This is a genomic window from Cryobacterium sp. (assembly GCF_026786305.1).
Taxonomy (GTDB): domain Bacteria; phylum Actinomycetota; class Actinomycetes; order Actinomycetales; family Microbacteriaceae; genus Cryobacterium.
The window spans coordinates 91,233-118,166 of the sequence record NZ_JAJAYI010000037.1 but is presented as its reverse complement, the minus strand read 5'-3'; the positions used below and the strand labels follow the sequence as shown (position 1 = coordinate 118,166).

Below are 26,934 nucleotides of genomic sequence, written 5' to 3'. Positions count from 1 at the left end.
GCCCTCGCTCTAGCAGCAGCGCCCCTGCGGGTTCTTGTCCTGCCGGTCAGTCTGGTCCCGCCAGAACTCCCGTTCGGTCATGATCGGATGCGCCGCATTGGTTTCGCAACTCGCGTGGTGTGTCGCGTACTTGTCATAGGCGTCTTCGCCCATGAGGGCACGAACCCACCAGACCACGCGGCGGGCGCCCGCGCGAACAACCACCGAAACCGTCATGAGTGACCGGTCTTCTTCGGGCGCTTCGCCACCGGCGCGGCATCCCACTGGGCCTGCAGCACCTTTTCGGGCGGGGTCATCATGAGCCCGGCCGGAGCGAAGACCTGCGACTGCACCGCGTCATCTTCGCTCGTCGCATTCGAGTGGTTGCGGTAGGCGCGAATGGTGGCCTGAATCGTAGTGATGATCACGATGATGGTCAGCACCACGAACACGATCGACAGCACGCCCTGCACCATCGTGTTGCGTACGACGGCCTCCATGGCCTCGACCGTTGGAGCGCTGCCGAAGCTGGTCTGCCCGTCGGCCAGGGCCGCCGAGAACGCCCGGTTCTGCGCGAAGTAGCCAATGCCGGGAACGGTCGAGAAGATCTTGAGGAAGGAGGCATAGATCGTGATGATGGCCGCGAAACCGAGCGGCACCGCCACGATCCACAGGTATTTGAACAGCCCGCGCTTGGCGATGATCGCCATGCACACTGCGAGGGCGATGGCCGCGAGCAGCTGGTTGGCAATACCGAACAGCGGGAACAGCGTGTTGATGCCGCCGAGCGGGTCCGTCACCCCCATCACCAGCACGGCTCCCCAGGCGGCGACCATGATCGCGGTGGCCACCCAGGCCCCCGGACGCCACGACGTCTCTTTGAACTTCGGAAAGAAGTTTCCGAGGCTGTCCTGCATCATAAAACGCGCGACGCGGGTGCCGGCATCCACTGCGGTGAGAATGAAGAGGGCTTCGAACATGATGGCGAAGTGGTACCAGAAACTCATCATGGCGGTGCCGCCGACAAGTTGCTGCATAATGTGCGCGAGCCCGACCGCGAGTGTCGGGGCGCCTCCGGTGCGCGAGACAATGGATGCTTCGCCAACATCCTTTGCCGTCTGGGCGAGCAGGTCGGCGTTCACGTTGACGCCGGTCATGCCGAGGCCGTTGACGAAGGCGACCGCTCCCTCGATGGTGCCGCCGGTCAGGGCAGCGGGGGAGTTCATGGCGAAGTACAGGCCGCGGTCAATCGACAGTGCGGCGACGAGCGCCATGATCGCCACGAACGACTCCATGAGCATTCCGCCGTAGCCGATGAAGCGGGTTTGGCGCTCTTTTTGAATGAGCTTCGGTGTGGTACCCGAGGCAATCAGCGCGTGGAACCCGCTCAGGGCGCCACAGGCGATCGTGACAAAGAGGAACGGAAACAGGTTTCCGCTGACGACCGGGCCGGCACCGCTTGTGGCGAATTCGCTCACGGCCGGGGCGGTGATCTCGGGGCGAATGATGATGATCGCGACCGCGAGCATGCCGATGGTACCGATCTTCATGAAGGTCGAGAGGTAGTCGCGCGGCGCGAGCAGCAGCCAGACCGGCAGCACAGCGGCGATGAAACCGTAGATGATGATGCCCCAGGCGATGGTGACCTTATCGAGGGTGAACAGGGCCGTGCCCCACTCGGTGCTGGCAACGGCGCCACCGCCGATGATCGCGGCGAGCAGCAGCACGAAACCGATGATTGAGATCTCGGTGATCTTGCCTGGCCGGAAGAACCGCAGGTAGCAGCCCATAAACAGGGCGATCGGAATGGTCATGCCGACCGAGAAGACACCCCACGGGCTTTCCGCGAGAGCGTTGGTGACCACGAGGGCCAGAATGGCCACGATGATGACCATGATGACGAGGGTGGCGATGAGGGCAGCGGTGCCACCGATCAGGCCGAGCTCGTCGCGTGCCATCTGGCCGAGCGAACGGCCGCCGCGGCGCATCGAGAAATAGAGCACCAGGTAGTCCTGCACGGCACCGGCGAAGACGACTCCGACGATGATCCAGATGGTGCCGGGCAGAAAGCCCATCTGCGCGGCCAGAACCGGGCCGACGAGGGGGCCGGCGCCGGCGATCGCGGCGAAGTGGTGGCCGAACAGAACACGACGGTCGGTCGCCGCAAAGTCCTTGCCGTCTGCCTTGTATTCGGCGGGGGTGGCGCGGCGATCATCGGGCTTGAGCAGGTGCTTCTCGATGTAGTTCGAGTAGAACCGGTAGCCGATGAGATAGGTGCAGATCGCGGCGAACACGAACCAGATGGCGTTGACGGTCTCACCGCGCACGACGGCGAGCATGACCCAGCTGAGGCCACCGAGCAGTGAAATAGCCGACCAGATCGCGATCTTCATCGGCGTCCATTTGCGGTCGTGGGCCTCGATCTCGTCGGTGTCGACGGCCACGGCCAGGTCGTGAGGAACCCGTTGCAGGGCTCCCGGGTCATAAGAAGTGCCCTTGCTCGTACTGGACGTGGCGCCCATGTCTCTCCCTTGAGAAGCTTGCTTTGGCAGGAATCCGCCTCTTTACGTTACCTCCACACGGTGACGAACGGGCAACGGGTGAGATTTCACGCCGAGGGGAACGCGTAAAATGAGACCTCCGGGCATTCGCCCTCCTTCCTGCGCCTTCGACCATTGGAGCCACCGTGGCCGCACCCACTCATCTTGATGCCGTTATCGCCCTCGCCCGCCACCGCGGTTTTGTTTTTCAAGCCGGTGAGATCTACGGCGGTTCCCGCTCCGCCTGGGACTACGGCCCCCTCGGCGTCGAGCTCAAGGAAAACATCAAGAAGCAGTGGTGGCGTTCGATGGTCACGAGCCGCGATGATGTCGTCGGCCTCGACTCGTCGGTGATTTTGCCCCGCCAGGTCTGGGAGGCCTCCGGTCACGTCGAGGTTTTCAGCGACCCGCTGATCGAGTGCACGAGCTGCCACAAGCGTTTTCGTGCCGACCACCTCGAAGAGCAATACGAGGAGAAGAAGGGCCGTGCGCCTGAGAACGGCCTCGATGACATCGCCTGTCCCAACTGCGGCAACCGTCATATTTGGACCGAGCCGCGCGCCTTCTCCGGCCTGCTCAAGACTTACCTCGGCCCGGTCGATGACGAAGCCGGCATGCATTACCTGCGTCCCGAAACCGCGCAGGGCATCTTCGTGAACTTCGCCAACGTGCTGCAGGCGTCGCGCTCAAAGCCGCCGTTCGGCATCGGCCAGATCGGCAAGAGCTTTCGCAATGAGATCACGCCGGGCAACTTCATCTTTCGCACCCGTGAGTTCGAGCAGATGGAGATGGAATTCTTCGTCGAGCCCGGCACCGACGAGACCTGGCACCAGTACTGGATCGACACCCGCACGAAGTGGTACACCGACCTCGGCATCAACCCCGATAACCTGCGCCTGTTCGAGCACCCGAAAGAGAAGCTCTCGCACTATTCCAAGCGCACCGTCGACATTGAGTACCGCTTCGGGTTCACCGGCACCGAGTTCGGCGAGCTGGAGGGCGTGGCGAACCGTGGCGACTTCGACCTGTCGACGCACGCCAAGGCATCCGGTAAGGACCTGTCGTACTTCGACCAGACCAAGAACGAGCGTTGGACGCCCTGGGTGATTGAACCGGCTGCCGGCCTGACCCGCTCGCTCATGGCCTTTCTGGTCGACGCCTACGTCGAAGAAGAGGTTCCGAACGCGAAGGGCGGCGTCGACAAGCGCACCGTGCTCAAGCTCGACCCGCGCCTGTCGCCGGTGAAGGCCGCGATTCTGCCACTGTCGCGCAATGAGCGTCTCTCGCCGATGGCACGGGAGCTCGCCGCGAGCCTGCGCCAGCTCTGGAACGTGGACTTCGACGACGCCGGAGCGATCGGCCGTCGCTACCGCCGCCAGGACGAGATTGGCACGCCGTACTGCATCACGGTCGACTTCGACTCGCCGGGCGACCAGGCCGTCACCGTGCGCGACCGCGACACGATGGCGCAGGAGCGGGTGCCGCTGGCCGAGCTCGAGGCCTACCTGGCCGTGCGTCTGCGTGGGGCGTAGCCGATAAGACGGATGCTTGGGCATCCGTCGGGCAGACTGAGACCATGAAAGCCGTTTATTTCGAAGAGTTCGGTGTGCTTCCGGTGCTGCGCGAGGTGCCCGAGCCGCGGTTGAGCGCGGCCGGCGTGATCGTGCGGGTCGAGGCCACCGGACTGTGCCGCAGCGACTGGCACGGCTGGCTTGGCCACGACGCGGACATCGCCCTGCCGCACGTTCCCGGACACGAGCTGGTCGGAGTGGTCGACGCGGTCGGGCCGCTCGTGCGTCGGTTTCGGGTGGGCCAGCGGGTGACCGTACCGTTCGTCTGCGCCTGTGGCGAGTGCCCGGAGTGTGATGCGGGCAACGGCCAGGTCTGCCGCAACCAGACCCAGCCCGGCTTCACCGACTGGGGCTCCTACGCGGAGCGGGTCGTCCTGCACAACGCCGACGTGAACCTCATCGCCATTCCGGACGACCTCGACGCCGGCGCGGCCGCGTTGCTCGGCTGCCGGTTTGCCACCTCGTATCGCGGCCTCGTGCACCAGGCCGCCCTCCAGGCGGGCGAAACCCTGGTGGTGGTGGGCTGCGGTGGAGTCGGCCTCAGCGCGGTCATGATCGGGCAGGCGCTCGGCGCCACCGTGATCGCCGTCGACATCAGTTCTGACGCGCTTGAAGCGGCCACCCGGGTCGGAGCCGCGCACGTGGTCAACTCGGCCGGGCTGGATGACGCCGAGGTGGTGCGGCGCATCGTCGCCGTCACTCCCGACGGCTCCGGCGCCCAGGTGAGTCTCGAAGCGCTCGGCCGCGAGAACACCGTGGCCATTGGCATCCGTTCTCTGGCCACCCGCGGGCGGCACGTGCAGATCGGCCTGCTGGCCGACGATCCGCGCCTGCCGCTCGGCACGGTGATCGCTCGCGAACTCACTGTTCTGGGCAGCCACGGCATGCCCGCTCGGGACTATCCGGCGCTGCTTGACCTCGTCCTGACCGGTCGACTGCGCCCGAACGACCTGATCAGCACACGAATCACCCTGGCCGAAACGCCCGCAGCGCTCGCCGCCATGTCGACGCCCGGTGCGCCAGCCGGAGTCACCCTGATCGAACTAGGACGCGAGGGAACCGGTACCGGCGGCCTCCGCTGAGCCAACGGCGGGCAGGGTGACGTCGATGCCGAACAGGGCGTCGAGGCCACTGAGGTAGGCGTCTTGCTCACCGGCGCGGGCGAGTCCGCGGGCACGCACCATGGGGGTGTGCAGCAGCACGCCGGCCAGGTGGCGCAGTGCCGATTCGGTCGCTTCACTCGAGTCGCCGCGGCTGCGAGCCCGGGCGATCTCGGCGTCGCGCAGCCCGAACACGTAGCTGCGCAGGGCCACAACGGCTGGAGTGAGGCTTTGCTCTTCGGCGACGTCGGAGAATTTGCGGGCGGCCCTACCGACGATCTCGCGCGCCTCGGTCGTGGCGTTGAGCTCTTCGAGCGGGGCGTGGATGCTGATCGTCTCGAGGTCGAGCAGCTCGACACCGGGCACCAGGGTGACATCGGGCGCCACGTTGCGGGGTAAGCCGAGGTCAATGATGAGCTGCGGCGGAGCTTCGGGGCTGACATCGGCCGGACAGAGGCGGGCCGGCGCGTCAGCGGTGGCGCCGGCAATCGAGAATGGGTCGACGCCGATTTCGGCGCGACCGCGGGTGATCAGGGCCGCGTCGATGACGTGGTCATCGCGCAGGGTGCAGGCCACGACGACGTCGGCGCGGGCGACCTCGGCGGCGAAATTCCCGGCGGGAACGGCGTCGATGCTGTGCGAGGTGGCGAATCCGACGGCGCGACCTGACGGCGAGTAAACCCGCACGTTCTCCGCTCCGCGGTCGCGCAGGGCGGCGAGAGAGGCGCCGGCGTAGCGGCCGGTGCCAACCAAAAGCACACGGGCATTCGACCAGTCGCTGACTCGGCTTTCGGCCAGTTCGAGGGCGAGACGCACGATCGAGCGACCGGCCGAGCCGATGCCGGTGCGGTTCTTGACGCCGCGCGAGGTCTGGGAAGCCCGCTGAAACAGGCGCTCGAGCTCGGGGCTGGTGGTTCCGGCGGCGCGAGCCTGCTCGAGCGCACGGCGCACCTGGCCGGCGATTTCGACCTCGCCGACGACGACCGATTCGAGCCCGCTCGTCACCGCGAACAGATGCTCGGCAACGCCGTTGCCGTGCACGAGGGTGAGATTGTCGCGCAGAACGCCTTCGTCGAGGCCGCTGCTCGCACTCACGGCTTCAATCGCGGCGTACACGGCGGGTAGGGGCGACACGCCGTAGGGCTCATCCAGGTCAAGGTAGGCCTCAAAGCGGTTGCAGGTCGCGACGACGACGGCACCGCTGAGCGGCCCGTGCTGCTTCACCATGCGGGTGGCCGACGAGCCCCCGCCCACAGACAATTTCTCCAGCACATCGAAGGTGGCGTTTTTGTGGCTGGCGGACAGAAGAATGAGCACTAGACGATTGTACGACTTCTTGCTGTACGCTTCCGTCGCGCACCGGTCAGGGATCTTTGAGAGAATGGGCGAGATGATCCTCAACGCGCAGCATCCACTCTCCTCCGGTCTCACCGCCGACTCCCGCCTGATTCAGGCCTACCAAGGCACCCGACCCGCCGTGACGCCGGTGTGGTTCATGCGCCAGGCCGGCCGATCGCTGCCCGAATACCGCGAGTTGCGTGTCGGAACGCGCATGCTCGACGTGTGCCTCGACCCCGAACTGGCGAGCGAAATCTCGCTGCAGCCGGTGCGCCGCCACAACGTCGACGCCGGAATCTTCTTCAGCGACATCGTCGTGCCTCTCAAACTCGTCGGGGTCGACGTGTCGATCGTGGCCGGCAAGGGTCCGGTTCTCGGCAAGGCCGTGCGTACAGAAGCGGATGTCGACGAACTCACCGCCCTCGACCCGGCCCTGCTCGACGAGGCCGTGGCACCGATCAGCGCGGCCGTTTCCCTCGCGGTCGCCCAGCTCGGATCGACCCCACTCATCGGCTTCGCCGGCGCTCCGTTCACCCTCGCCGCGTACCTGGTCGAGGGCGGTCCGTCGAAGGACCACATCCACGCCCGCACGCTCATGCACGCCGAACCCGGGGCCTGGGCCAAGCTCATGGCCTGGACCGCCGACGTCACCGGTCGGTTTCTGCGCGCACAGGTGCTCGCCGGGGCCAGCGCCGCCCAACTGTTTGACTCGTGGGCCGGAGCGCTCTCGCTGGCCGACTATGCGGCATCCGTTACCCCCGCCTCGGCCGCCGCGATCGCCCACGTGCGCGACCTGAGCTACAGTGTGCCGGGCAAAGAAGACGGCGCGGAGCCGGTCGACCGCAACGTGCCGATCGTACACTTCGGCGTGGGAACCGGCGAACTGCTCAAGGCAATGCACAACATCGGCGCCGACGTCGTCGGCGTCGACTACCGGGTGCCGCTCGACGAGGCCAACCGTCGGCTCGGCGGCGCCGTTCCGGTGCAGGGCAACGTCGACCCCGCTCTGCTTGCCGCGCCGTGGCCCGTTCTCGAAGCGCACGTGCGCGACGTGCTCGAACGCGGACGCACCGCACCCTCCCACGTGCTCAACCTCGGCCACGGCGTTCCGCCCGACACCGACCCCGATGTGCTGACCCGTCTGGTCAGCCTTGTGCACGACGTGAGCGCGGCCGACTAGGAGCAGCAACATGACCACACCGATCGACGTTCTCGTGATTGGCGGGGGAGTGGCGGGCCTGGTCGCCGCCCGCGAATGCGCCCAAGTGGGCCTGACCGTCACCATCATCGAGGCCACGGATGCCGTCGGCGGCCCGGTCGCCGGCCACACCCTCGACGGGCTCAGCCTTGACAGCGGTGCTGAGAGTTTCGCGGTGCGCGGCGGTACCGTCGCCGCCTTCGTCGATGATCTCGGTCTCACCGACCAGATCGTCTCCCCCAACGTGGCCGGTGCCTGGCTGCACCTGCCCGCCCTCACACCGCGCTCACCAACGGATGCCGCGGTGAGCGTTCCGTTGCCCAAGGCCGGCGTTCTCGGAATTCCCGGTTCACCACTCGCCGACGACGTGCGCCGCGTCATCGGCTGGAGCGGCTCGCTGCGCGCCTACCTCGACCGGCTCATGCCTGTGCTCACCATCGGTCGCGAGCACAGCCTCGGCGACCTGGTGAAGAAGCGCATGGGCCAGCGCGTGCTCGACCGCCTCGTGGAACCCGTCGCCTCCGGCGTCTACACAACGAGCGCCGTCGACCTCGAAATCGACGTTGTCGCCCCCGGACTCAACCGCGCCCTCACCACCGCCGGCTCGCTCTCCGGCGCTGTCTCGGCCCTGCGCTCCGGCGCCCCGGCCGGCTCCAACGTGGGCGGGCTGCTCGGCGGCATGGCCAGCCTGCCCGCCGCCATCGTGGCCGCGCTCGAACACGACAACGTGACCATTCTGACCGGAATCACGGCCGAGGCCCTGGCCCGTTCCGGCACCGACGATGCGCCGACCTGGGCCGTCACCGTCACTCGGCGAGCTGATGAAGACCAGGCCGAGACCCTCACCGCTCGTTACGTCATCGTCGCGACCCAGGGCGCGCAGGCCCTCCGGCTGGTCAACCCGCTCGGCGGAGCGTTCGACGCGCTCGCCGAACTCGACTGGCCGGCCCCGACCGCCGTCACGCTCACCACACTCGTCCTCGACGCGCCCGCCCTTGACGCGCACCCGCGCGGTACCGGCGTACTCGTCTCGATTGACGCCCCAAACGTGACCGCGAAGGCGCTCACCCACGTCACGGCGAAGTGGGCATGGGTTGCCGAAGCGGCCGGCCCCGGCCGCCACGTCGTCAGGCTGTCCTACGGTCGGGCCGGCCACCCCAACCCGACCGACGACCTGAGCGACGACGAGCTGCAAGCACTGGCCCTGCACGACGCATCCACCCTGCTCGGCGTGCCGTTGCTGTCCAACTCGGTGCGCGCCTTCGCCCGCACCGAGTGGCGCGACGCCTTGTCGCCCGCCACGCTCGGCGCGCCCGAGCGTGCGCGGCAGGTGCGCGAGGCCGTCGCCGCGACCCCCGCCCTGGAGATCACCGGCGCCTGGCTGGCCGGAACCGGCCTCGCCTCGGTCATTCCGCACGCCCTCGAAGCCGGCGACCGCATTCGGCACGCCGCCCTCGGCCTCACCATCACCGCGCCAGACCTCTAGCCAAGACTGTGCGCTTCCTGTATTGATACCAGAGCGCCAAGACATACCGGGCAGCACCCGGGACCGAAACGACGAACCGGGTTACTCTGGGAAAACCTTACGAAAGTGGAGACTCAATGCGCGGAAAGCTTCTGTTCATCACGGGCGGACTCGTCGGCTATGTGCTCGGTGCACGTGCCGGCCGCAAACGCTACGACCAGATCGCTGCCGCTGCGAACGATCTTTGGAACGCCAAACCCGTGCAGCGCCGGGTGACTGAGGTGCGCGACGCGGCTCTCGAACTGGTCGGCGACGTTCCCTCCACCCTCTACAAGGCCGGTAAGAAGGCGGTCAACCAGGCAGTGGCCAAGAAAAAGCAAGCCGCGCGCCCCGCTGCCACTCCCGCAAAGGCCAACGCCACTCCCTCGAAGGCCAACACCACTGCGAGCCGCCCGGCCGCCGCGAAGACGAAACCGAAGACGGCGCCCCGGGCCAAGCCGGCGGCTGGCCTTGACGAGTCCGGAACGCCGTAGCCGTCTCTGAGCTCGTAGAATTCAGACACCCGAAACACCGACACCCGAACATAGGGAAGGCAATCCGTGACTAGCAGTGGATTCAACCCGAAGAGCAGACGCCCGTTGCTCGCCCTGATCGGGGAGCTGCCCGGCCAGATCAGTGCCCTCGTCAAGGCCGAATTGGATGCCTTCAAGGCCGAGTTCGCCGCGAAGGCCAAGAATGTCGGCATCGGTGCGGGCATGTTCATTGTGGCCGGCGTTTTTGCCTTTTTTGCGACCGGTGTCCTGGTCGCCCTCGCAGTGATAGCCCTGGCCCTCGTGTTGCCCCTCTGGTTGGCCACCCTCATCGTGGCGGTGGCCTTGTTGCTCATCGCCGTCATCCTCGTACTGATCGGCGTCAACCGGGTGAAGGCAGCCACGAAAGCCGACCCCGAGGGTGTACACGCGAGTATTCGTCACGACGTCGATGCATTCAAGGGAGTTGGCGAATATGACCACAAATAGCCCCGCTGTCAGCCCGTCGGGCGAGAAGCACGACATCAAGGAGTTCCGCGCTGAAGCCCGGCACGCCCGCGCGGAGCTCGCCTCCACGCTCGATGCGATCGAGTACAAGTTCAACCTGCCCAAGCAACTGCGCATCAAACGGCGTCGCCTGGCGCACGCCCTGCGTCAGCTCGGCGAAGACAGCCCGGCTGCCCTGGCCGGCATTGCGGCTGGCGCGGCCACGGTCGTGGGTGTCATCGTCTGGTTCGGTGCGTCCGCGGTCGCCAAGAACCGCTAGGTTCCGAGCCGGTTCACAGAAACCGCAACGCTGATTTTGGTGCCGGGCCAATACGGAGCAAACTAGTCTCATGACTCACCCGGCTGCCGGAGAGGCAGTAACCAGCGTTCAGCCCACCACTTCCACCGATTCCGAGGTACCGACGGCTTCGCCGCAAGGTTTCACCCTCTTTACCGTCCTGCGAAAAGATCCGCGCAACCCCGATGACCTCGATGGCCGCGATGTACCGCACGCCGTGAACGAACTCGACGATGTGCTGGCCCTCATCGAGGATGAGGGCGTCACCGTGCGTGGCTTCTACGATGTCTCCGGCCTCAGGTCGGACGCCGACGTCATGATCTGGACCCACGCGCCCAACGCCGAAAGCCTGCAGTGGGCTAATCGTGAGCTGCGCCGCAGCCGCCTGCTCAAGAGCCTGCTACCCACCTGGAACGCTATGGGGGTGCACCGCGACGCCGAATTCAACAAGAGCCACGTTCCGGGCTTTTTGCGCGGCATCGAGCCGAAGGCATGGATGACCGTCTACCCCTTCGTGCGCAGCTTTGAGTGGTACCTGCTGCCTGAAGCTGACCGCAGCCGCATGCTCGCTGACCACGGTCGCAAGGGGGCCGCGTACCGTGGCGCCATCGCGAACACGGTGTCAGCTTTCGCCCTCGGTGACTACGAGTGGTTGCTGCCGATCGAGAGCGACGAGCTGACCGAGCTCGTTGACCTCATGCGTGGCCTGCGCGATACCGAGGCCCGTCTCCATGTGCGCGAAGAGATCCCGTTCTACACCGGACGCCGCATCAGCACCGCCGAGCTCGTGGAGGTGTTGCAGTAATGACCCACTACGACGCAATTCTGTTGGCCGGCTTTGGCGGGCCCGAGGGCCAGGACGACGTGATTCCGTTTCTGCGAAACGTGACCGGTGGTCGCGGCATTCCCGAGGAACGTCTCGAAGTCGTCGCCAAGCACTACCGCCACTACGGTGGCGTCAGCCCGATCAACGACCAGAACCGTGTGCTGCAGGCGGCACTGCAGGCCGAGATCGACCGCCGCGGCATCGACCTCAAGGTGCTCTGGGGCAACCGCAACTGGGCGCCCTACCTCTCCGACACCATCGCCCGGGCGCACGCCGACGGCCAAGACCGACTGCTCGCCATTGCCACGAGCGCGTACAGCTCGTATTCGGGCTGCCGCCAGTACCGTGAGGACTTCGCCGCTGCCCTGACCAAGAATAACCTCGAGGGCGTCGTGACCATCGACAAGGTGCGCCAGTTCTTTGATCACCCCGGCTTTGTCGCACCCTTCGTCACCGGCGTGCGCAAGGGACTGGCGGATGTCGCGGCAGCCGTTCCCGGCATCAACCTCGACACCGAGGTGGAGGTTCTCTTCTCCACCCACTCGATTCCCATGACCGACGCGAATAAAAGCGGCCCGGCCGATCGTGGCTTCGGTGAGGGCGGTGCCTATGCCGCCCAGCACCTCGCGGTAGCCCAGAAGGTCATGACGGGCACTGATACCCCCTGGCAGCTGGTCTTCCAGTCACGCAGCGGCCCACCGAGCATGCCGTGGCTCGAGCCCGACATCAACGACGCGATCGCCCTGTTGCCGGCCCGCGGCATCCGTGCCATCGTCATCGTGCCACTCGGATTCGTGAGCGACCACATGGAGGTCATGTGGGACCTCGACAACGAGGCACTCGAGAGCTGCGAGCAGCACGGCCTGGTTGCTGTGCGCGTGCCCACCCCGGGGGTCGCGCCGGAATTCGTCAGCGGACTCGTCGACCTCGTTGTGGAACGCCTCGAGGACACCCCGGTGGCCGACCGCCCGGCCGTAACGGAGCTCGGCCCTTGGTATGACGTGTGCCGCCCCGGCTGCTGTGAAAACGTGCGCCTCGGTTTCAAGCCCGCCGTTGCCGGGATGGCACCGTGACCGTGATTCGCGTGGGAACGCGCGCGAGTGCCCTCGCGCTCGCACAGACCCAGACCATCGTCAACCGCATCGCGGCATCGGCCGGTGTCGAGGTCGAAATCGTGCGCGTCACCACGCACGGCGACAGCTCCAGCGAGCCGCTCTCGAGCCTCGGCGGCACCGGTGTATTCGCGAGCGCCCTGCGCGAAGCCCTGTTGAACGATGAGTGTGACGCCATCGTGCACTCGTTCAAGGATCTGCCGACCGAGGCCCACCCGGGTTTGCGTATCGGCGCAACACCCAAGAGGGCGGATGCCCGCGACGTGCTCTGCGCGCGCGCCGGCTTCACCATGGAAACCCTGCCCGAGGGGGCCCGCGTCGGAACGGGCTCGCCCCGCCGAATGGCCCAGCTCCGGGAGCGTCGCCCCGACCTGACGATCGTCGATATTCGCGGCAACATCGACACTCGCATCGGCCGTGTCGCCGAGGGTGACCTCGACGCCGTGGTTCTCGCCGCCGCCGGCCTCGGTCGCCTCGGCCGCCTCGATTCCGTCGCGACCGACTTTCTCGACCTGTCCGCCTGGCCGACCGCGCCCGGCCAGGGTGCACTCGCCATCGAGGTGCGTGCGGGTAAGCCCGAACGCCTGCTGGGGGTGGCGCTCGCCGCCATGAACAATGCTTCAACGCAGGCGACGACCACCGCCGAACGCACCGTGCTGGCCCGCCTGGAGGCCGGCTGTTCCGCACCGATCGGTGCGACCGCGGTCCTCGACGATGGGCTGCTCTTTCTCACCGCGACCGTCTACAGCCCGGATGGCTCCCGCAGGGTCACCAGTTCGCACGCGGCGACTCCCGATTCCCATTCCGCACTCCATCTGACCGAAGCCGCGCTCGATGTGGCTGAACGAGTGTCCATAGATCTTCTGGCCGGTGGCGCGGCCGAGTTCGCTCCCCTGAAAGTGACTGGGTGACCACGTGACCAAACGACTGACCAAGCCCCTGGCGGGCTGGCGAGTTCTCGTTCCGCGCGGCGGACCCTGGGGTGACCAGGTGGCGGCAAACCTGCGGGCCAAGGGTGCGCATCCGATCGTCGCTCCCATGATCAACTTCGCCGCGACCGACGACGCCCCCGCGCTCGACGCGGCGCTGACCCGCCTCGCCGCCGGGGAATTCGACTGGATGACCATCACCAGCGCCACGACCGTGGACGTTTTGTCGTCGCACCGCGCCGTCGTCGCGCGCGGAACGCGCATCGCCGCGGTCGGTGAAACCACCGCGGCCGCGCTCGTTGCGGCTGGCTATCATGTGGACATCGTTCCGTCCGAAGACAACTCCGCGCGCGGCCTGCTCGAGGAATGGGAGACCGCCACGGCCGGCGTCATCCCCTTGCGCGTGCTGACCCTGCGCAGTGAGATCGCCAAACCGCTGCTCACCGAGGGTCTGCGCCGCGTCGGCCACAACGTGGAATCGGTCGTCGCCTATCGCACCATCGGTGTTCCGGTCAGTGACCAGGTCGTCGCCGACGTCAAGGCGGGCCTCGTGCACGCCGTGCTCGTTACGAGCGGCAGCGTCGCACGCCAGGTGCGCGAACAGTTCGGTGACATTCCCGAACGCACCCTCGTGGCCTGTATCGGCCCGCAGACCGCCAAGGACTCCCGGGCCCTCGGACTGCGCGTCGATGTGATTGCCCACGAGCGCAGCGCTGAGTCCCTGATCGAGGCCCTCGTCGACGCCGCGCTGGCGGGGACCGCACGGGCGCTCTGACCGGGCAGGTAACGACCGGATAACGAAACGTACAGCCAGGCGGCGTAGGGTACAGGGGTGACCAACCCCGTAATCCGCCCACGACGTCTGCGCACCAGCGGCGCCCTTCGTCGCCTGGCCAGTGAAATTCGTGTTCACCCGGCCGAGCTTGTGCTTCCCATGTTCGTGCGCGAAGGCGATGACAGCCGCCCGATCGGCTCGATGCCCGGTGTCGTGCAGCACAGCATCGACAGTGCACGACGTGCCGTCGTTCAGGCGGCCGAAGCCGGCGTTGGCGGGATCATGCTGTTCGGGGTGCCATCGAGGCGTGACGCGACCGGTACCGGTGCGACCGACCCCAGCGGCATCCTCAACCTGGCCACTCGCGCGCTCGTCGACGAGATCGGCGACGCGCTCGTCGTGCAGACCGACCTGTGCCTCGACGAATTCACCGACCACGGCCACTGCGGCGTGCTCGCAGCCGACGGCCACGTCGACAACGACGCCACCCTGGAGCGCTACCGCGACATGGCGCTGGCCCAGGCAACGGCCGGTTCCGCGCTGCTCGGCCTCTCCGGCATGATGGACGGCCAGGTCGCCGCCGTGCGCGAGGCCCTCGACACCAACGGTTTTGAAGACACGGCCCTGCTCGCCTACTCGGCCAAATACGCCTCCGCCTTCTACGGCCCGTTTCGCGAAGCTGTCGCCTCGACACTGGTCGGCGACCGGCGCACCTACCAGCTTGACCCGGCCAACCGCCGGGAAGGTGTGCGCGAAGCCCAGCTCGACATCGACGAGGGCGCCGACATCGTCATGGTCAAGCCGGCCGGCAGCTACCTCGACGTGCTCGCCGACGTCGCCGCCATGAGTAATATTCCGGTTTGGGCATATCAAGTGTCCGGCGAATACGCCATGATCGAGGCGGCCGCCGCGCAGGGCTGGATCGACCGGCGCCGCGCCGTCGAAGAATCGGTTCTGGGCATCCGCCGAGCCGGCGCCGACGCTGTACTCACGTACTGGGCCGTCGAACTGGCCATCTGGTTCAAGGAGGAGCAAGCATGACCGGCACGATGTCGACTTCAATGGAACACACGATTACCCACAACGACGAACTGTTCGACCGCGCCCGCCGCGTGATTCCCGGCGGGGTCAACTCGCCGGTGCGTGCCTTCGGCTCCGTCGGCGGCACCCCGCTCTTTCTCGTGAAGGCTGCGGGCGCCTACGTCACCGATTCCGACGGCCGCGAGTATGTCGACCTCGTCAACTCGTGGGGTCCGGCCATTCTCGGTCACGCGCATCCCGAGGTCATCAAGGCCGTGCAGGATGCCGCCGCCCTCGGGCTGTCCTTTGGTGCGTCGACGCCGGCCGAAACCGAACTGGCCGAACTCGTCGCCGAGCGGGTCGGCGCGGTCGAGAAGTTGCGCCTCGTTTCCACCGGCACCGAAGCGACCATGACCGCGATTCGCCTAGCGCGCGGCTTCACCGGTCGTGACCTGCTGATCAAGTTCGCCGGGCACTACCATGGCCACTCCGACGGTCTGCTCGCCCAGGCCGGTTCGGGCCTCGCCACGCTCGCACTGCCCGGCTCGGCCGGCGTCACCGCGGCGACCGCCGCGCAGACGCTCGTGCTGCCGTACAACGACCTGGGCGCCGTTCGGGCCGCCTTCGAAGCGCACCCGGGCGGTATTGCCGCGATCATCACCGAGGCCGCCGCCGCCAACATGGGCGTCGTCGCCCCGGATGCCGGCTTCAACGCGGCCCTGTCGGCGATTGCGCACTCGAACGGCGCCCTGCTCATTCTCGACGAAGTGCTCACCGGCTTTCGGGTGAGCCGCTCCGGCTTCTGGGGCCTCGAGACCAGCAGCCTCGAGTCGGCTGGCGAAAAGTTCTACACGCCCGACCTGCTCGCCTTCGGCAAGATCATCGGTGGCGGTCTGCCCGCGGCCGCCCTTGGTGGTCGGGCCGACGTGATGGACTTTCTCGCACCGACCGGCCCGGTCTACCAGGCCGGCACACTGTCGGGTAACCCGGTCGCCGTCGCGGCCGGCATCGCGACCCTCAACCTGCTCGACGAGAGCGTGTACGATCGGCTCAACGCAACCGCCATCATCCTCTCGGAAGCGGTTTCCGCCTCGCTCGCCGCCGAGGGCGTCGCCCACCGGGTGCAGCGGGCCGGCAACCTGTTCAGCTTCGTGTTCGGTGAGGAAGCGCAGGACTCGGCCCCGCGCACCTACGCCGACGTCAAGCGGCAGGAGGCTTTTCGCTACCCACCTTTCTTTCACGCCATGCTCGATGGCGGCGTGTCGCTGCCGCCGAGCGTGTTCGAGGCCTGGTTTGTCTCCGACGCGCACGACCAGAGCGCCATCGGGCGCATCTTCGAGGCGCTGCCGGCGGCGGCCAGGGCTGCAGCCGCAGCGACCATGCCCGCCTAGACCGCTCATCGGTCGGGTTGTGGGTTCCTCTTGCCGGGACGTTACTGCTTTGTGAGGTTCAGACAGTGGGTTTTCGGGCGCGACCGGGCAGACTGGAACAATGGCCTCCCTGAGCGTGCATTCCGACCGGCTCGAGATCCACCTGACGCGCGCCGAAAGAACCCTTGCGCTACGACGCGAGTCGATCGTGGTACAGCGGGAGAATATTCGCTCAGTGATTATCACCGAGGATCCGTGGATCTGGTTGCGCGGAATTCGGTCCCTCGGCTCGATTATCCCGCTCGTCGTGGCCGCCGGAACGTGGAAGTTTCACGGCGGCAAAGATTTCGTCTCCATTAAGCGCCATCGACCGGCCGTGGTGATCGACCTCGTCGACGAAGAATTCGCCCGTGTCATTCTCACCAGCCAGCATGCGATCGATTTCATCGGCTCGCTCAAGTTGCCGACATAGCGTCCGAACCCTCGCTACGGCCCAGCCACCGGCGTCGCGGCGAGATCATCGAAGGCGACGGTCATCGGCGTCGTGGCAGACCCGCTGAGGTAGAGCGCCAACCCGATTGATCCGGATTGCTGGAGGGCCGGGGTCGCGTCTGTGCCGCTGAGCTGCCAGGTCGTCGGCTCAGTGGTTCCCGTCGCCCACACCTTGGCCCGAATTGTGGTCGGCGCCATCCCGAAGACCTGCAGGCGCACCTGCAACGCATCGTTGGTGCGGTATCTGAGCCCGGCGATCGTGCTCGCTCGCAGGGTCGTGGCGCCACGCAGGAGCTGCAGTTGCACGCTGCCGTCCGCAAGAATCTTCACCCGCGCGCGATAGTCGTCGGATCCGACACGTCGCCCAATCACTGAGATAAATGAACCGCCTCCCGTTGTTGCCTGCTGCAGCGAGGTGGTTACGGTCAGATCGGTGCTCGATGACGAAACACCGGCCAGATAACCGTTCCCCGCGCCCCCGGCTGCGACCCGGAGCTGACCGGCGCCATTGGCAACCGAGTAGTTGCTGGCCGGGCCGGTCGTGGTCCAGGCGCCTCCGAGGTCGGCCGCGCCGAGGCCGCCGCTGACCACGCGGGCGAAGACATCCGCAGCGATGCCGGTTGGCACCGGTGCCGGCGCGGTGACAGTGACGGATTGGGTCGCCGTGTCGGTGGCCCCGCCGTTGTCGGTGACGGTCAGGGTAATCGAGTAGGTTCCGGCGGCCGCATAGGTGTGCGTTCCCGTCGCGCCTGTGCTCGTGCTGCCGTCACCCCAAGACCAGGCGAAACCGGTCACGGTCCCATCAGAATCTGTCGAGGTCGAAGCATCCACTGCCACAGACAGCTGGTCGGTGGTGGCGACGAATGCGGCGGTCGGCGCCGCATTGTGCGGGGCGGCCGTGGCTGAGCCCAGCGAGTAATGCTGGGCGATCGCGGCGCCGCTGAGCAGATGGGGATACACGGCGACGTCGTCGAGGGTGCCGGCGAACCACGGGCTCGACGAGCCCCACGTGTTGTCGCCCCCAATACGCCAGTAGCCGGAATACCCCTGCGCACCCGTTTGCGGGTTCGTGCCGACCAGAGCGCCATCAACGTAGAGCGCCATGCCGTCAGATGACTGTTCAGCCACAACGTAGTGCGCCTGCCCATCGTTGTAGCTGGCGTCGGTCACGACGGTGTTCGCCTGGCCGGTCCAGGTGCCAAAGACGAGGCGGCCATCGTCCTGCATATAAACGTGTCGGTCGTAGCTGTCCGACAATCCGGTGGAGGCGCTTCCGAAGCCGATGAGTTTTCCACCCCGCGTCGTCGTCGTGCGGAACCAGGACTCGAGCGCGTAGGTACTGGGAGCCGCAATCTGGGTGTCACTGCTCACAAGCCCGCTGCTGAACGACGCCGCGGTGTTGCTCGTGCCGTTCAGAAGCCCTGGCGTGCCCAGGGTGACCGAGTCGAAGTACGTTCCGGGTTGGCCCGATGCCGATGAATCGATCGCTTTCGTTCCGCTCGATTCACCCAGACGCCAATACAGGTCAGGCGCAGCGGCGTAGACGGCTGCGCCGTACACGTCGGTCGGGGCCGGTGTGATGGGGCTCGTTCGGCCGGATGCCACGAAGTGCGCCGCGATCTGCGTCTGCGTGAGCGGGGCGGAATAGACGGCGACCTGAGCAATGTCGGCGGCAATGAACGCACTCGTGGGCCGGGCCGGCCAGCCGCCGAGATTGTCCCCGCCGATACGCCAGAAGCCCTGGTAGTCCTGGCCGGAGGTGACATCGGCACGCTGAGCGACCCTCTTGCCGTCAATGGACAGCGACATACCGGAGTTGCCCAGACTGGCCACGATCTGGTGCCACTTGCCGTCGTTGTACGACGTGGTCGAATTGATCGTCTGCGATGCGCCGGGGTAGACGCCGAACCAGATGCGACCGTCGTTGTCCATGTAGACGTGCCGGTCGTACCCGCCGCTCTGGCCGGTTGCGCTGTTGCCGAAGCCGATGATCTTGCCGCCCTGCGTGGTCGCGGTTTTCACCCAAGTCTCAACGCTGAACGAATTCGACGGACTCTCGGCATTCTGGGTCGCGGCGAATCCGGCGGCCGTGCCGTCAAAACTACTGGCCGTGCTCGTGTCGCCCAGGATTGCCCCCGGCGCGCCGGGGGAGATGCCGCCGTTTCGGACCAGGTCGGCGCCGCTCATCCAGTCAAAGGCCGTGGGACCGGATGCCTCATTGAGCGGCCAGTAGGAACGAGGGGAATCCGCCAGGACGCTCGCTGCATAGCCGCTGAGGGCGCCGGATGCGACCGTGACGTTGGCCGCGCCTCCGGTGTTCGTGTTGCCGAAGGGGTCGGTGACCCGGATTCGATAGGAGTAGATTTGCCCCGGGTTCAGTCCGGTGTCTGAGAAGGCGAGGTTCGGCCGATTCCAGTCGGAGGAGAGCGCCTGGAACGTGGTGACGACGACTCCGTCGCGGAGCACCTCGTAGGTGAGGTTCTCGTTGTCGCGGTCGTAGGCCGACTTCCAGCTGAGGCGTGCCGTCCCGCTCACGAACGAAGCTGCCGACGGTACGAACGCCGATGAGACGAAGGTCGCATTGGCAACGCGCGGCCCTTCTTTGTTCGGGGCGATGGCCGGCACGGCGAATCGGGCGAGGCCCTGCTGTCTCTTGTTGTTCACAATGGTGAATTCTCCGCCGTACAGCAGGTACTGCGCGTTTGCCGTGACATGCCAGGGCCCCTGTCCCTGCCCGGTGAAGGTACCGGTGTTGATATCGGGATAGAACGTGAGCAGGTTGGGCCGAGGCGTGCCGGCAAAGTTGTAGTAGCCGTGCTTGTCTGCGGTGATGGTACCGCCGACATCCATGCTGAAGGCCAGGGTGCGGTGGTAGGTCCACGGCTCGGTCTGCTCGAAGCCGTTGATATTGCCGCAGTAGTGCGCATGCTCGGTCGTGTAGACCTTGTCACCGGCCGGCACCGCAGAATAGGTGTCGCCGTGGCAGTCTTCGACCCAGATCAGACTGCCGTCAGCCCAGCCGGCCCGAAATGTTCCTTCGAAGTTTCCCCCACTTCCGAACACGTAACCGGTGCCGAACAGCCCCTCGGCTGATCCGGTCAGACTGAGGATGGCCGCTTGAGTGCCGCCGTTGCGAATGAGACCGTTGATCTTCCACGGCAGTGAGGTGCCGGTTGTGGCATCGGTCGCGGCCATGCCGTAGCCGGGGTCGGAGCTGCCGTTGTAGGCGGTGAACGAGCCGCCGATGACGACCTTGCTCCCGTCGGGGGACGCGGCGAGGGCATTGATGCTGCCGCCGGTCGGCGTGCCCGACCACGGCTGCAGGGCGCCGGTGGTGCCGTTGAAGGCAGCCATCCTGGCGCGGGCCTGACCGCCTGCAGCAGTGAACGATCCACCCATGTAGACGGTGGTACCCGCGAAGGCCAGCGCCTTGACGCCCGCGTTCATGACCGGCGCCCAGCCGGCGATGAGGGCGCCACTCATCGTGTCGAAAGCGGCAACGCGGGACCGGCTGACGCCACCAACGCTCGTGAACGCGCCACCCGCGAATAGCCGCGACCCGTCGTTCGATACGGTCAGGGCGCGGACCGCGCCGTTGACGTTGGGATTGAAGGATGCCACCAGCACGCCCGTGGTGAGGTTGTAGGCGAGAAGGTTGTTGCGCACGACCTCGTTCACGCCGGGGGCCGATCCGGCCGGGCGCGAGCGGGTGAACTCTCCACCCACGTACACGGTGGTACCCACAATGAGTTGTGCCCACACGACACCATTGATCTGTGCGGTGGGGAGCGAGTCGGCAGATACCGTCACGGGCGTGGCAGCATCCGCGGGCCGACTGTCGGCGGCGGCCGTGAGCGGAACGGCAAGGGCACCCAGAACGAGCGCGACGGTTGAGACGCCGGCTAGTAGCCCAATTCGGGCAGAACGCAGCACACTCACCAGGGAGGCCTCGCTTCGAGTCTGTTCGCAGCCGTAGGACAGCCACCGCACGAGTCGGAGCCTAGTGAGGAATTCTCAGCGTGTAATGCCCCCAAGCGGGGGTGAAACACTTCGTCCCGAATTCGGGAGTGGGGCTACGTGACGTCTTTCTTCCAGCTCGCGGCGTAACCGATGACCGTTCCGACGACGGCATAGCCGAGCAACACCAGGCCACCCTGCCACCAGTCGAGCGGCGCGGCGCCGGCCGGGTTCGCAATGGTGAAGACGCTCGCGCCGACGAGCGCGTCGGAAGCGGCGCCCGGCAGAAAGTTGCCGATCTGCGCGGTGACCTCGAGAAAAGAGGCGGCCAGCCGCAGCAGTGGTTCGATGAACTGGGTGAAAGCGAGCACGATCACAATCGAGGCGACCTGATTCGGTACGAGCACGCCGAGACCAACGCCGATCGCCGCCCACAGGCCCATGGCGAGCAGCGTGCGAACGACCAGCAGCCAGGTCTGAGAATCGAGCAGGAGCGCATCCACACCAAACGCACTGAGCAGCCCGCCGCCGAGACCAACGGATGCCGCCAGCGCGACGACCCCGAAGCCCGCACCGATCAGAATCAGGGTGACCGTCTTTGCTCCGAGCACCACGCCGCGGCGCGGTGTGGCCAGAAAGGTCGGCGTCAGGGTCTGGTGGCGAAACTCGCCGGTCGTCGCGAGGGCGCCGAGCAGCACCGGAAAGACGTAGCCGACCGAGGAAGCAAAGCTGTAGATGAGGGGCGGGAGGCTGCCGAAGGTGGTTACTCCGCCGCCGGTATTCACGGCATCCGGGCTGATCACGCCGGTCTGGATTCCGGCGAACAGCGCCGCGAGGCCGCCGGCCAGCAGGCCGATGTAGCAGAAGAGCACGATGGCGAGGATCCACCACAGGCGCGTGGTGAAAATCTTGGAGAATTCGGCCGCGACAGACCGCAGGAACGTTGTCATAGCGAGTGGCCTCCGCCGACGAGGGCGAGAAACGAGTCTTCGAGGCCGGCTTTCTGCCGATGCAGCACGCTCAGTTCGACCCCGGCGGTGAAGGCGAGATGGCCAAGCAGCGCCGGGTCGGGCGTCGCTGCCAACAGTCCGGTACGGCCGATCGAAAAACCGATCCCGGCCGCCGTGAGTGCGGCGGCGAGGGCGTCGCGGTCGGGAGAATCCACGATCGTCTGTGGGGCGGCATCCGTATCGAGGCTCGACAGCGGTCCGCGGTGCACGAGCTCACCCCGGGCGATGATGACGACGTCGTCGACGCTCTGCTGCACTTCGGAGAGCAGGTGTGAACTCACCAGAACGGTGCGACCCTCGGCGGCCATGTCGCGCAGAAAACCGCGAATCCAGCGGATACCCTCCGGGTCCAACCCGTTGATCGGCTCGTCGAGTACGAGCACGCCCGGGTCGCCGAGCAGGGCGTAGGCCAGGCCGAGTCGTTGGCGCATGCCGAGCGAGTAGCCGCCGACCCGCTGGCCGGCGTGGGCAGCGAGGCCGACCTGGGTGAGCGCCTCCATGACCCGGAAGCGCGGCAGTCCGGCTGCGATCACGTAGACGCCGAGGTGGTCGCGGGCGGTGCGGCCGGGGTGAAAGCTTGCGGCTTCGAGGGCAGCGCCCACTGTCTCAAGCGGCTGCGGCAGGTCGCGGTAGCGCACGCCGCCGAATGTGGCCGTGCCGCTGCTGGCCCCGACCAGCCCGAGCAGAATGCGCAGGCTCGTGGTCTTGCCGGCACCGTTCGGTCCGAGAAAGCCGGTGACCCGGCCGGGTTCGACCGTGAAGGAGAGATCGTTGACCGCGGTGACACCGCCAAAACGTTTGCTGACGTTCCTGAATTCGATAACAGCGCCGGTAGGCATCAGACTCCCCTACGTGATTCTTCCCACCCTATTACCCGGCTGGCCGATTCAGGCCGCCGACCGGGCGCTATGAGTCAGGAGACCGGTACCTGCGCGCGCTCTGCGCAGGTCGGCGCGGCCAGCGCGACGCATTCCGCACACACCACGACCTTCCGGGTGTTGGCGACATCGGGCACGACCGCGTTTCGAAAATGGCCGATCTCAGCCTCGAATTTGTTGCGCCCATCGAAGAAGACGACGTCGTCGCCGCGTTCGGCGACGAGCGCATTGAGCTCCATCGGTTGCAGCTTGGTGCCGCCGCCGACGACTCCGGTTGCATCGACGCGCAGCTCGCCGGGGGCGCCGAAGCTCACGATTTCGTCGCGCACCTTGACGACGAGCTATGGACTCATTTTACGAGGGCGCGCGTAGGCTGGCCGCACTGACTGCACTGCAACAGGGCAGCACGTCTAACGGAGGCCCCCGTGACCCACGACCCGCTCGCCCGCTTCGGCGAGGTGCCCCAGTTTTCGCTCACGAGCACCGATATGACCGATGGGGGCCCGCTGCGGCCAGCCCAATATGCCGCCGGTGCCGGGGGAGCGGATGTTTCGCCGCAGCTCTCCTGGTCTGGTTTTCCGGCCGAGACCCAGAGTTTCGCCCTCACCGTGTACGACCCCGACGCCCCGACCGGCTCCGGATTCTGGCACTGGGCCGTGGCGAACCTGCCGGTGTCCGTCACCGACCTCGCGGCTGGAGTCGGTTCCGCCGGAGGTGCCCTGCCGGCGGGCTCCCTCGTGCTGCCGAACGAGGTGCGACTCACCTCCTTCATCGGGGCCGGACCGCCCCCGGGCACCGGCACGCACCGGTACCAGTTCATCGTGCACGCCGTCGATGTTGGCGCTCTCGACCTCGACTCGCAGTCCACGCCGGGTGTTCTTGGCTTCAACCTGCACTTTCACACGCTCGCGCGTGCGGTTCTGGAAGCGACGGGGGTCGCGGGTGGGGTATCCGCTGCCTGAGCGAGTGAGATGAAGGCCCACCTGAAACCGGGAGTTACCCCCAAATGGGGTACTTCCCAGCGAGGATTCGGGGGAGTCGATTTAAGATCACGGAGTGAAAAAAACCAGCACCACGTCCGACACTGTTCGTCCCATTCCCCCGCACCGCCCCTCATCTTCGTCGGACAGCGCCGTTACGTCGGCAAAGTCCTGGCTGCACGGCATTCGTTTGCACGATGACGGCGTGACCGTTGATCGGTCTGCTCACCGGGAGACGGGCATCCGTCGGCTGCCGGTTTGGGCTTGGCGTGCACTGATGCTGCGGCGCCGGGCACCGGTGCACAAGTTCAACCTGCACCCGATCGATTCGGTCGAGTACGACCTCGATATCGACTACGTGGGGGATGGCGAGAAGATTCACCGGCTCGACGTTCTCGTTCCCAAGCGCGACGCTGATGCTGTCTGTGAGCCGCTGCCCGTCTACGTGTACTTTCACGGTGGCGGCTGGACATCGGGGGACAAAGACCCGCTCACCAAGTACTGCGCGAGCCAGGCTGCCGAGGGCATGGTCGTTATCAACGCCAACTACCGCATGGCCACGCGTTTTCAACTCAAGCACATGATGCATGACGGCAATGCGGTGCTCGACTGGGTCGCCCGCAATATCGCCGCGTACGGGGGAGACCCGACCCGCATCGTGCTTGGCGGCGATTCCGCCGGCGGCCACATCGCGGCGCTGCTCACCGCTGCGGCCTACGAGCCCAAGCTTGCCGAACACTATGACATTCAGCCGCCGGTCGCCGCCCGCAACCTGCGCGGCCTGGTGCAGCACTGCAGCATCGCCGACTTCTCGGTTCTGTTCGACCGCGGGTTTGTGCTGAGCCTCAACTTTGTGCGCATGCTGCTGCCCGAGCGGGGTCGTGGACTGCACCTGCGCACGGCCGCGCGCTTCATGTCGCCCATCGAGTGGCTCGAGCGGGGTTTTCCGCCGGTCTTCGTCACCACGTCGGAGCGGGACTATTTTTATCGCGCCAACCTCAACTTCATCGAGGCACTGCGGGCGCGCGCGATTCGCGTCGATACCCTGATCTATGGCCGTCGCAGTGTGAACACCAGACACACCTGGCAGCAGGACGACACGCATCCGGAATCGCAGGAGGTCTACCGCCGCCTGGGCGCCTTTGTACGCGCCGTCGCGCCGCGTGCAGTGGCTACTGCGTGATCGAGGACCGCGTGGAGCAGCGCCAGCACCACGAAGACCGGTCCGAGCACCGCGAGCTGCAGTGGAACAGCGCCCCCCGAGCACGAGTCGCCACTTGGTCCTGAGGGCTCGGTCCTGAGGGCCACGCGCGCCGCGCTCAGCGTGGCTGCTTTGCGCCTATTACGAATGGCGGTCACCCACAAAGGATGCCGCCGGTTGTGTCGGCTTCGCTAGCATCGGGTCGTGCATATGTTTTTTAGAACCCTCCTCCACGCCCTGCTGTCGAAATTCGGTCCTCGGCTCGGTCACTTCGATGTCGCCCGCACCAACTTCGTGACCCTGCCGACGGATCAGGATATTTTGCGGCACATGAACAACGGCGTCTACCTGTCGATCATGGACGTGGCCCGCTTCGACATGCTGCACCGCACCGGTGTGTGGGCGATCTTCAAGGCGCGTGGCTGGTATCCGGTTGTCGTCTCCGAGACCATCAGCTTTCGCAAGTCGCTCACGGTCGGCCAGAAGTTCACGGTCGAGTCGCGCATCCTCGGCTTCGACGAGAAAGCCGTGTACGTCGAGCAACGTTTCGTGCGACCGGATGCCGATGGCTCACCTGAAATTTACTCCCATGGATACATTCGTGGCCGTTTTCTCAAGCGCACCGGCGGCATCGTCACGATCGAGGAATTGCTCGAGGCGATCGGAGTCGCCCCCGACGACGTGACAGTTCCCGAGTGGCTGCTCGAGTGGAGCCAAAACGCTGCAGCGCCAGCCACCCGCACCCCGGCTCCGAGCATCTGGACCTAGCCAAGCGCCACGGCAGCGTCAAGCCGCGCACTAATGACGCTGGGTGCGCCAGTGGGGTTTTTGGCCGGGGGTGTTGGCGCTGGGGGTGTTGGCGCGGTGGCTGTGGGCGGATCGCCAGGTTTGGGTGGGGTCCCAGAGGAGGGGCCCGAGTACCTGGGGTCTTCCGTTGGTCATGCGGATTTTCCAGCCGTTGCTGTCGATGGTGTGGTGGTGGTACCAGCAGAGCAGAGCAGAGCAGAGCAGAGCAGAGCAGAGCAGAGCAGAGCAGAGCAGAGTGCAGTGTCGATGTCGGTGTCGGCACGGCACCGATGGCGGCGGTGCCTCCTTCACCCACAGTTATAGCTCAAATCACTTCTATAAGTGAGAGAATATCAGCATTAAATTGAACTACAGTCAGAATTATTTACGATTCTTGGGTGCGGAAACAGTGCGGCACAACCCAGGGAAGACGGGCGGCATCGTGCCAGCGCGGCGCCCCTTCGCCACTCCGATCTGCCCGCACGCATGAGGGACGAAGGAGGCCGCAGCCGTACTGGGTTCAGGCGGTGCGCACTGGAACGATGAGGTCCTTGTAGAACTGGGCGTGCGCCGGATAGTAGTGCTCCCACTCCGGCAGTGGCAGACCGGCGCGCGAGGCGACCAGGCGATCGAGGTAATAGTCCCAGCCGGGACCGACCGTGGCGGCCTCGGAGGCCGAGCGCAACCGCTGCCCGAAGGTCAGGTTGGTCATGCCGTCGCCCTCGACCAGGTGGAACAGTGCGCGCCAGGAATCCTCGCCCTCGCCGAAATCGCCGTTGAAGCGGTGCGGAGCCTGGCATTCGCGAATGCTCACGTACTCCCACAAGGCGTCTGGCTCCGCCGTCATCTTGAATTTGACGGCGCCGGTCGCCGGCGCACCCGTGTAGGTGCCGATCCACTTCTCGAGTTCGGCGGGGCGGGTCATGCTCGCCCACACCTGTGCGATCGGCGCGTTGAACAGCCGATTGAGCATGAGATACAGTCCGTCCTCGCGGTGAACGAGGCGTCCGGTGGGCCTGGCTGACATGGTGACCTCCACTATGAGTGAAACGCGAGTCTTGACTCAGGCTAGGCCACTTTCAGCCCCTCGGCT

At 66.3% G+C, this 26,934-nt stretch carries 24 protein-coding genes and 1 pseudogene; 17 read left to right on the top strand and 8 right to left on the bottom strand.

Annotated elements, in window-relative coordinates; all coding sequences use genetic code 11:
• Nucleotides 1-9 precede the first annotated feature (9 nt).
• Both LH475_RS04345 and LH475_RS04340 read right to left on the bottom strand, forming a co-directional pair.
• Complete coding sequence (locus LH475_RS04345) at nt 10-216, bottom strand: YbdD/YjiX family protein (protein WP_196842867.1); 207 nt, start codon at nt 214-216, stop codon at nt 10-12.
• On the bottom strand, nt 213-2,501 hold the full coding sequence (locus LH475_RS04340) for a carbon starvation CstA family protein (RefSeq protein ID WP_196842866.1): 2,289 nt from the start codon (nt 2,499-2,501) through the stop codon (nt 213-215). Before LH475_RS04340 ends, LH475_RS04345 begins: the two co-directional genes overlap by 4 nt.
• 164 nt (nt 2,502-2,665) lie before the next feature.
• Here LH475_RS04340 and LH475_RS04335 point away from each other — a divergent pair, with 164 nt between their 5' ends.
• Nucleotides 2,666-4,051 carry a glycine--tRNA ligase gene (locus LH475_RS04335; RefSeq protein WP_196842865.1) on the top strand — a complete coding sequence of 462 codons (1,386 nt, stop codon included), beginning with the start codon at nt 2,666-2,668 and terminating at the stop codon, nt 4,049-4,051.
• Between the two features lie 44 nt (nt 4,052-4,095).
• Nucleotides 4,096-5,172 carry an alcohol dehydrogenase catalytic domain-containing protein gene (locus LH475_RS04330; protein ID WP_196842864.1) on the top strand — a complete coding sequence of 359 codons (1,077 nt, stop codon included), beginning with the start codon at nt 4,096-4,098 and terminating at the stop codon, nt 5,170-5,172.
• Here the strand turns inward: LH475_RS04330 and LH475_RS04325 are convergent.
• Nucleotides 5,134-6,507 (bottom strand): glutamyl-tRNA reductase, encoded by a 1,374-nt coding sequence (locus LH475_RS04325; RefSeq protein ID WP_196842863.1) that lies wholly within the window; start codon nt 6,505-6,507, stop codon nt 5,134-5,136. The two genes, LH475_RS04330 and LH475_RS04325, sit on opposite strands and share 39 nt — an antisense overlap.
• Nucleotides 6,508-6,580: 73 nt before the next feature.
• On the opposite strand from LH475_RS04325, the gene hemE reads away from it, so the two are divergent.
• From hemE to LH475_RS04265, 12 genes are all read left to right on the top strand, one after another.
• Nucleotides 6,581-7,708 carry a uroporphyrinogen decarboxylase gene (gene hemE / locus LH475_RS04320; protein WP_196842862.1) on the top strand — a complete coding sequence of 376 codons (1,128 nt, stop codon included), beginning with the start codon at nt 6,581-6,583 and terminating at the stop codon, nt 7,706-7,708.
• A gap of 10 nt (nt 7,709-7,718) precedes the next feature.
• On the top strand, nt 7,719-9,212 hold the full coding sequence (gene hemG, locus LH475_RS04315) for a protoporphyrinogen oxidase (protein WP_297412947.1): 1,494 nt from the start codon (nt 7,719-7,721) through the stop codon (nt 9,210-9,212).
• 116 nt (nt 9,213-9,328) lie between these two features.
• Nucleotides 9,329-9,724, top strand: coding sequence for a YtxH domain-containing protein (locus tag LH475_RS04310; protein WP_297412946.1), 396 nt, complete (start codon nt 9,329-9,331; stop codon nt 9,722-9,724).
• Between the two features lie 66 nt (nt 9,725-9,790).
• On the top strand, nt 9,791-10,210 hold the full coding sequence (locus LH475_RS04305) for a phage holin family protein (protein ID WP_196842859.1): 420 nt from the start codon (nt 9,791-9,793) through the stop codon (nt 10,208-10,210).
• Nucleotides 10,197-10,487 carry a hypothetical protein gene (locus LH475_RS04300; protein WP_297412945.1) on the top strand — a complete coding sequence of 97 codons (291 nt, stop codon included), beginning with the start codon at nt 10,197-10,199 and terminating at the stop codon, nt 10,485-10,487. Before LH475_RS04305 ends, LH475_RS04300 begins: the two co-directional genes overlap by 14 nt.
• A gap of 70 nt (nt 10,488-10,557) precedes the next feature.
• The gene (gene hemQ, locus LH475_RS04295) at nt 10,558-11,310 is read left to right on the top strand and encodes a hydrogen peroxide-dependent heme synthase (protein ID WP_196842858.1); all 753 of its coding nucleotides are present in this window, start codon (nt 10,558-10,560) and stop codon (nt 11,308-11,310) included.
• The gene (locus tag LH475_RS04290) at nt 11,310-12,404 is read left to right on the top strand and encodes a ferrochelatase (protein ID WP_297412944.1); all 1,095 of its coding nucleotides are present in this window, start codon (nt 11,310-11,312) and stop codon (nt 12,402-12,404) included. The genes hemQ and LH475_RS04290 overlap by 1 nt, the downstream gene beginning before the upstream one ends.
• Nucleotides 12,401-13,354 carry a hydroxymethylbilane synthase gene (gene hemC / locus LH475_RS04285; protein WP_196842856.1) on the top strand — a complete coding sequence of 318 codons (954 nt, stop codon included), beginning with the start codon at nt 12,401-12,403 and terminating at the stop codon, nt 13,352-13,354. The genes LH475_RS04290 and hemC overlap by 4 nt, the downstream gene beginning before the upstream one ends.
• 4 nt (nt 13,355-13,358) lie before the next feature.
• Nucleotides 13,359-14,147, top strand: coding sequence for a uroporphyrinogen-III synthase (locus LH475_RS04280; protein WP_196842855.1), 789 nt, complete (start codon nt 13,359-13,361; stop codon nt 14,145-14,147).
• Between the two features lie 57 nt (nt 14,148-14,204).
• A complete protein-coding gene (hemB, locus tag LH475_RS04275; RefSeq protein WP_196842854.1) occupies nt 14,205-15,188 on the top strand; it encodes a porphobilinogen synthase in 984 nt (327 codons plus the stop codon).
• On the top strand, nt 15,185-16,558 hold the full coding sequence (hemL, locus tag LH475_RS04270) for a glutamate-1-semialdehyde 2,1-aminomutase (RefSeq protein WP_297412942.1): 1,374 nt from the start codon (nt 15,185-15,187) through the stop codon (nt 16,556-16,558). Before hemB ends, hemL begins: the two co-directional genes overlap by 4 nt.
• Nucleotides 16,559-16,658: 100 nt before the next feature.
• The gene (locus LH475_RS04265; protein ID WP_196842852.1) at nt 16,659-17,009 is read left to right on the top strand and encodes a hypothetical protein; all 351 of its coding nucleotides are present in this window, start codon (nt 16,659-16,661) and stop codon (nt 17,007-17,009) included.
• Nucleotides 17,010-17,023: 14 nt separating this feature from the next.
• Here the strand turns inward: LH475_RS04265 and LH475_RS04260 are convergent, their stop codons facing one another.
• From LH475_RS04260 to LH475_RS04245, 4 genes and pseudogenes are all read right to left on the bottom strand, one after another.
• A complete protein-coding gene (locus LH475_RS04260) occupies nt 17,024-21,019 on the bottom strand; it encodes a LamG-like jellyroll fold domain-containing protein (RefSeq protein ID WP_297412941.1) in 3,996 nt (1,331 codons plus the stop codon).
• A gap of 83 nt (nt 21,020-21,102) precedes the next feature.
• Nucleotides 21,103-21,936: an ABC transporter permease gene (locus LH475_RS04255; protein ID WP_297412940.1), complete on the bottom strand. Its 834-nt coding sequence runs from the start codon at nt 21,934-21,936 to the stop codon at nt 21,103-21,105.
• Nucleotides 21,933-22,835: an ATP-binding cassette domain-containing protein gene (locus LH475_RS04250; RefSeq protein ID WP_196842850.1), complete on the bottom strand. Its 903-nt coding sequence runs from the start codon at nt 22,833-22,835 to the stop codon at nt 21,933-21,935. The genes LH475_RS04255 and LH475_RS04250 overlap by 4 nt, the downstream gene beginning before the upstream one ends.
• A gap of 155 nt (nt 22,836-22,990) precedes the next feature.
• A pseudogene (locus tag LH475_RS04245) lies at nt 22,991-23,221 on the bottom strand (hypothetical protein); the annotation flags it as partial.
• Between the two features lie 78 nt (nt 23,222-23,299).
• On the opposite strand from LH475_RS04245, the gene LH475_RS04240 reads away from it, so the two are divergent.
• The 3 genes from LH475_RS04240 (at nt 23,300) to LH475_RS04230 (ending at nt 25,823) form a co-directional block, all read left to right on the top strand.
• On the top strand, nt 23,300-23,836 hold the full coding sequence (locus LH475_RS04240; RefSeq protein ID WP_297412939.1) for a YbhB/YbcL family Raf kinase inhibitor-like protein: 537 nt from the start codon (nt 23,300-23,302) through the stop codon (nt 23,834-23,836).
• 94 nt (nt 23,837-23,930) lie between these two features.
• A complete protein-coding gene (locus tag LH475_RS04235; protein ID WP_297412938.1) occupies nt 23,931-25,037 on the top strand; it encodes an alpha/beta hydrolase in 1,107 nt (368 codons plus the stop codon).
• A gap of 228 nt (nt 25,038-25,265) precedes the next feature.
• Nucleotides 25,266-25,823: a thioesterase family protein gene (locus LH475_RS04230; protein ID WP_297412937.1), complete on the top strand. Its 558-nt coding sequence runs from the start codon at nt 25,266-25,268 to the stop codon at nt 25,821-25,823.
• A 538-nt stretch (nt 25,824-26,361) separates the two neighbouring features.
• Here the strand turns inward: LH475_RS04230 and LH475_RS04225 are convergent.
• Nucleotides 26,362-26,868: an SRPBCC domain-containing protein gene (locus LH475_RS04225; protein ID WP_196842849.1), complete on the bottom strand. Its 507-nt coding sequence runs from the start codon at nt 26,866-26,868 to the stop codon at nt 26,362-26,364.
• Between the last annotated feature and the right edge of the window lie 66 nt (nt 26,869-26,934).

Excerpts from the sequence above, each read along its gene's own strand:
- LH475_RS04345 (WP_196842867.1), bottom strand. The coding sequence starts at position 216 with ATGACGGTTTCGGTGGTTGTTCGCGCGGGCGCCCGCCGCGTGGTCTGG.
- LH475_RS04340 (WP_196842866.1), bottom strand. The coding sequence starts at position 2,501 with ATGGGCGCCACGTCCAGTACGAGCAAGGGCACTTCTTATGACCCGGGA.
- LH475_RS04330 (WP_196842864.1), top strand. The coding sequence starts at position 4,096 with ATGAAAGCCGTTTATTTCGAAGAGTTCGGTGTGCTTCCGGTGCTGCGC.
- hemE (WP_196842862.1), top strand. The coding sequence starts at position 6,581 with ATGATCCTCAACGCGCAGCATCCACTCTCCTCCGGTCTCACCGCCGAC.
- hemG (WP_297412947.1), top strand. The coding sequence starts at position 7,719 with ATGACCACACCGATCGACGTTCTCGTGATTGGCGGGGGAGTGGCGGGC.
- LH475_RS04310 (WP_297412946.1), top strand. The coding sequence starts at position 9,329 with ATGCGCGGAAAGCTTCTGTTCATCACGGGCGGACTCGTCGGCTATGTG.
- LH475_RS04300 (WP_297412945.1), top strand. The coding sequence starts at position 10,197 with ATGACCACAAATAGCCCCGCTGTCAGCCCGTCGGGCGAGAAGCACGAC.
- hemQ (WP_196842858.1), top strand. The coding sequence starts at position 10,558 with ATGACTCACCCGGCTGCCGGAGAGGCAGTAACCAGCGTTCAGCCCACC.
- LH475_RS04290 (WP_297412944.1), top strand. The coding sequence starts at position 11,310 with ATGACCCACTACGACGCAATTCTGTTGGCCGGCTTTGGCGGGCCCGAG.
- hemL (WP_297412942.1), top strand. The coding sequence starts at position 15,185 with ATGACCGGCACGATGTCGACTTCAATGGAACACACGATTACCCACAAC.
- LH475_RS04265 (WP_196842852.1), top strand. The coding sequence starts at position 16,659 with ATGGCCTCCCTGAGCGTGCATTCCGACCGGCTCGAGATCCACCTGACG.
- LH475_RS04255 (WP_297412940.1), bottom strand. The coding sequence starts at position 21,936 with ATGACAACGTTCCTGCGGTCTGTCGCGGCCGAATTCTCCAAGATTTTC.
- LH475_RS04250 (WP_196842850.1), bottom strand. The coding sequence starts at position 22,835 with ATGCCTACCGGCGCTGTTATCGAATTCAGGAACGTCAGCAAACGTTTT.
- LH475_RS04230 (WP_297412937.1), top strand. The coding sequence starts at position 25,266 with ATGTTTTTTAGAACCCTCCTCCACGCCCTGCTGTCGAAATTCGGTCCT.
- LH475_RS04225 (WP_196842849.1), bottom strand. The coding sequence starts at position 26,868 with ATGTCAGCCAGGCCCACCGGACGCCTCGTTCACCGCGAGGACGGACTG.